General features: G+C 70.9%; 4 protein-coding genes and 1 pseudogene. All 5 read right to left on the reverse strand.

The window, feature by feature from the left end; genetic code table 11:
- Nucleotides 1-290: ATP/GTP-binding protein (locus AB0L45_RS39310; protein ID WP_365848606.1), on the reverse strand; the 290-nt coding region annotated here is incomplete at its 3' end.
- Nucleotides 271-903, reverse strand: a complete 633-nt coding sequence (locus AB0L45_RS39315; RefSeq protein WP_365848607.1) for a DUF742 domain-containing protein — start codon at nt 901-903, stop codon at nt 271-273. The genes AB0L45_RS39310 and AB0L45_RS39315, both read right to left, overlap by 20 nt.
- Nucleotides 904-987: 84 nt before the next feature.
- A complete protein-coding gene (locus tag AB0L45_RS39320) occupies nt 988-1,401 on the reverse strand; it encodes a roadblock/LC7 domain-containing protein (protein ID WP_018087204.1) in 414 nt (137 codons plus the stop codon).
- Nucleotides 1,402-1,411: 10 nt separating this feature from the next.
- Nucleotides 1,412-4,591: a nitrate- and nitrite sensing domain-containing protein gene (locus tag AB0L45_RS39325; RefSeq protein ID WP_365848608.1), complete on the reverse strand. Its 3,180-nt coding sequence runs from the start codon at nt 4,589-4,591 to the stop codon at nt 1,412-1,414.
- 421 nt (nt 4,592-5,012) lie between these two features.
- A pseudogene (locus AB0L45_RS39330) lies at nt 5,013-5,113 on the reverse strand (ATP-binding protein); the annotation flags it as partial.

A 5,113-nucleotide genomic window follows, 5' to 3' on the forward strand; every position in this document is an offset into this window, starting at 1 on the left:
ATGAACCAGAAGCGGTCCTGACCGGGGGTACCGAAGAGGTACAGGATCAGGTCCTGGTCCAGGGTGATGCGGCCGAAGTCCATCGCCACCGTCGTCGTGGTCTTGTCCGGCGCGTGCGTGAGGTCGTCGATGCCGGCCGACGCCGAGGTCATCACGGCTTCGGTGCGCAGCGGGTTGATCTCTGAGACGGCCCCGACGAACGTGGTCTTGCCCACGCCGAAGCCGCCCGCCACCACGATCTTCGCGGAGGTGGTGGAGCGGGCTGCACCGCTAGAGCTTGCGAAGTCCACTGAGCACCCTTTCGAGCAGTGTCACATCTGGCTGTCCGCCGGCGGTCTCGTCCCCGCCGGGCTGATGGATGGCGACGAGTCCGGCCTCCGCCAGATCGGCGACGAGGATTCGGGCGACGCCGAGGGGGATGGAGAGAAGGGCCGAGATCTCGGCCACTGACTTGATCTCGCGGCAGAGGTGGCAGATGCGCTGGTGCTCCGGCAGCTGGCCCTGCAGCCTGGCCGGGTCGGCGGTCGTGCTGACCAGTGCCTCGATGGCGAGCTGGTAGCGCGGCCTGGTCCGGCCTCCGGTCATCGCGTAGGGGCGCACGAGCGGGTTGTGCGCGGCACCCCTGCCGGACGCCGACGGACCCGGCGCGCGCCGCCGGGACTGCGCCGGCTGGCTGCGGGGCGCCCGCGGCTGGTCGTACGGCGACGGCTCGTACGGCTGCCGGGAGTCGTACGGCTGCTGCTGATACGGCTGCTGCTGGTACGGCTGCTGCGGCGGCTGGGGCGGCCGCTGCTGCCGGCTGCTGGGCGCGGAAGGGAAGTTGAAGCGGTTGTGATGGTGCTCGCCCTGTGGCTCGGACTGCTGTCCGGGACCGTACGGGTATCCGCTCGGGGGCGTTGCCACGTTTCCTCCTTCAACTTGCCAATCTGACGCCGGTCGCGCCACCGCACCCTATGGCGCGGTGGCGGGAAACGCACTGCCTGTCTGCTAGTTGAGAAGGCTGCCCTGCAGTTCCGCGCGCAGGTCGGGCGTCAGCACGGTGCCCGCGCGGTCGACCAGCAGGGCCATCTCGTAACCGACGAGGCCGATGTCGCACTCGGGGTGCGCCAGGACGGCCAGCGACGATCCGTCGGAGACGGACATGATGAAGAGGAAGCCGCGCTCCATCTCCACCACGGTCTGGTTGACACTCCCGCCTTCGAAGATGCGGGAGGCGCCGGAGGTCAGCGAAGTGAGGCCGGAGGCCACCGCCGCCAACTGATCGGCTCTGTCCCGAGGGAAGCCCTCGGACATGGCGAGGAGGAGACCGTCCGCGGAGACCACGACCGTGTGGGACACACCGGGGGTGTTGTCCACGAAGTTGGTGATCAACCAGTTCAGGTTCTGCGCCGCCTGGCTCATCGGGCTCACACTAACGCTCCTGATCGTAGGTGCTGCCGGGGCCGAAGCCCTGTTGGTCATTCTGGGGGACCTCCGAGTGGTCCGTGCCCACGTTGCGTCCCTGCTGGACCCCGCGCCGCAGGTTGCTCAGCCGGCCGCGGACGTCCTCCGGGGCGCGGGAGACCTGCGGGCCGCCCTGCGGGCTCTGCTCCGCCGTGCCCTCGACCAGGTTGGCCTTGGGTACCCGCCGGGGCAGACCGGAGGAAGTGACTCCGCCCGCCTTCGGCTCGCGCAGCCGCTCCGCCCGCTGCCAGCGCTCGTCGTTGGCCGAGCGCCACTCGGAGTCGTCCGTACCGGCCTCCGGCGCGTTCCCCTGCGGGGCGGCGGCCGGTGCCTCCTGGGCACGGGGCCTGGAGGACGCCTCCTCGAACGGCTGCCACTGCTGCTGCTGAGCCTGCGGCTTGGCGGCGGCTCCGCGGCGCGGAAGGCCGGCGTCGGTCAGCGGCGGTGTGTCGTCCGGAGTGGGGTCCGGTCGGTCGAATGCTACGCGTTCCGGACCGTCCGCGGGAGCGGGCGGCTGATTCCGGTCGGATTCCGTTTCCTGGCCGAAGTAGCCGGTGCGCGCCCCGTTTTCGGGCCAGTCGTCCTGCTGCCGCGGCTCATACGGGGCGTACGGCTGCTGGCCGGCGGCCTCGCCGTAACCGACTTCGGCAAGTCCCTGGACCTGCGGCGATCCCTCGCCGTAGGCACTCTGGTCCGGTTCCGCATATGCCTGGCCGGGGTAGTTCCCGTAGCCCGCGCCGGCCTGCTGCGCCGGGTCCTGGAACAGCGCCGCCGCCGGGTCCTGGTACGCCCCCTGCGCGGGGTGGTGCGGCTGCGCGCCCGCGCCGCCGGCCTGCGCCTCCAGCGCCGCCCGGCGCTCCTCGCGCATCAGCGAGCGGTTGACCGGGTCGAGCGGCGTGGCGCCGCCCTGCTGCCCGAAACCGGACTCGTCGAAGCCGAGTTCCGCGGCCGAGCGGCCGTCGCCGGCGTACCCGCCCTGCTCGTGCTCGGGGACGATCCGGGAGACGGTGAAGTCGTCGTCGTAGCCCGCTTCCTCGCCGCCACCGCCGTGGGTGATGGCCTCGGGGAGCATGACCAGGGACGTGGTGCCGGCCTGCTCGCCGGAGGGGCGCAGCTGGACGCGGATGCCGTGCCGGTCGGCGAGGCGGCCGACCACGAACAGGCCCATGCGCTGGGAGACCGAGGCGTCCACGGTCGGCGGGTTGGCCAGCTTGTGGTTGATGTCCGCGAAGTCCTCGGGGGTCAGCCCGATGCCCTTGTCGTGGATCTCGATCATGACGCGGCCGTCCGGCAGCCGGGTGGCGGCGACCCGCACCTTGGTCTGCGGCGAGGAGAACGTGGTGGCGTTCTCCAGCAGCTCGGAGAGCAGGTGCACGAGGTCGGTCACGGCGGTGCCGTGGATGTCGCCGTCCGGCACGCCGGACAGCTCTATTCGCTCGTACGCCTCGACCTCGGACGTCGCCGCGCGCAGCACGTCGATCAGCGGCACCGGCTGGTTCCAGCGGTGGCCCGGCTCCTCGCCCGCGAGGATGAGGAGGTTCTCGCCGTTGCGCCGCATACGGGTGGCCAGGTGGTCCATCCGGAAGAGGCTCTCCAGCTGGTCCGGGTCGGCCTCGTTGTTCTCCAGCTCGGTGATCAGGGTGAGCTGGCGCTCGATCAGGCCCTGGTTGCGCTGCGAGAGGTTGGTGAAGATCGCGTTGACGTTGCCGCGCAGCAGCGCCTGCTCGGCGGCGAGCCGGACGGCCTCCCGGTGCACCTGGTCGAAGGCGCGGGCGACCTCGCCGATCTCGTCGGTGGTGTGGATCGGGATGGGCTGCACGCGGGTGTCCACGCGGCCCGGGTCCGTACGGGAGAGCTGGTCGACCAGGGTCGGCAGCCGCTGCTCGGCGATGCCGAAGGCCGCGGTGCGCAGCTGGCGCATGTTGCGGCTCATCCGGCGGGCCATCATGCCGGCCACCACGAAGGCGATGACCAGCGCGGCGATCACGATCGCGGAGTCGATGAAGGTGAACTGCCGGGCGTCCGCGGAGATCTCGGCGGCCTCGTCGACGGCCTTGTCCGCGAGGTCCTTCTCGATGGCGCGGTACATGTCGAACGTGCCGGTGGCCGCGGTGAACCAGGTCTCCGGCGTGATGCCCTGCGCGGCGAGCTGCTGCGGCGAGGCGCCGGAGGCGATGGCGGTGACCATCGCGTCGAAGGACGGCGGTGCCTTGTACTGCTGGCCGGCGGCCTCCGCGCGCTGCCGCGCCTTGGCGGCCGCCTCCTCGCCCTGCTTCTTCAGCTTGGCGGCGTCGTTCTTGAGCCGCTGGACGTCCTCGGGGGTGCCGCCGGAGGTGTACTCGCCGATGGCGATGTTCTCCAGGTACTTGTACGAGGCGAACGCGGTCAGCTGCTTCTTGTGCTCCTTGCCGCCCTGCGGGGACGCGGGGTCGACCAGCAGGTGGGTGCCGATGGAGCGGGTGAGCGACTCGGCGGCCTTGGCCAGCGAGACGGCGTAGACCGTACGGCCGTAGGACGTGATGTTGCCGGTGCCCAGGCCCAGCTCGTTGGCGAACTCCATCAGCGGGTGCTGGATGGCGACGTAGCCCTCTTCGGTGCGTACGCCGGGCAGCTGCGGCGTGTAGGCGGCCTCACGCAGCTTCTTCAGGCCCGGCTCGACCTTCTCGAAGGCGGCCAGGCGGCGCTTGAGGCCCTCCTTGGCGGGCATCTCCGCGACCGCGGCGTGGAACGCCTCGGCCGCGGTGTCGGTGGCCCCGCGGGCCTCGCTGACGGCCGGGTCGTCCCGCTTGCCGGACAGCAGCGGCTCGGCGGTGCGGTCACGCTCGTCGATGAGGGCGTGGCTGTAGGCGGCCGCGGCGCGCACCAGCTTGGCGGTGGCCTCGGCGTCCTGGGCCTCCTGCCAGGTCTCGACCGAGTTGTTCACGCGCAGGCCGCCGAAGACCAGGGCGACGAGTACGGGGATGAGCAGAATCGCGTTGAGCCGGGTGGCCACCCGCCAGTTGCGCGGGGAGAACCGTCCGCCGCTCGTGGTGACGGTGGTGACCGGGGCCTCGGACGTGCCGGCCGCCGGTGCCGCGCTGTGCGACGGCGGCGTGAAGTTGCCCCGCCGCGGCTCCTGCGGCTCGGGGCCCGCCTTGCTTCGCCTCACTCGACCAACAACCTCTCGGCGCCGGCACCGCACCCTTTTGCGCTGTGCCGTTTTCTTCAGGGCGTTACTACTCCGGAGTTCAGCGAATTTCAGCACGTCAGGACCGTGCGTTCCAAACACTGGGGAAAGGAGCGGCAACGCGCTGAGCACGTCAGATAAAAGGGGCGTTAAGGGCGAGGAGCGGCAAAAGGCGAGGGAAATGTGAGCGCAGCGGAGCCGCGTGTGCGCGCCGGGTGTCGACGGCGGGTGAATTCTCTGTCGAAACGTTATGAACGCGACCGGCGGCGTGGCCAAGGACACAGATCCATTGGCGCCGCACGGGAACCGCCGCCCGCCCGCGGCCTTTCCGGCGCCGGGCGGCGCCGGTCCGACCTCTGATTGCCTGAGGCAACTTACTTTCGGGCGGGGCGACTTGAGGACGTCACTTCAGACGGGCCATGAGGGCGTGTTCGACCAGGGTGATGAGGGCGCTCTTGGCCTCGCTGCGGTGGCGGGCGTCGGTGGTGATGATCGGTGCGTCGG

Origin of the sequence: Streptomyces sp. NPDC052496 (assembly GCF_040679095.1) — a bacterium.
GTDB lineage: Bacteria > Actinomycetota > Actinomycetes > Streptomycetales > Streptomycetaceae > Streptomyces.

Bases quoted from the DNA above. Each gene is read 5' to 3' on its own strand.
- AB0L45_RS39320 (WP_018087204.1), bottom strand. From the start codon at position 1,401: ATGAGCCAGGCGGCGCAGAACCTGAACTGGTTGATCACCAACTTCGTG.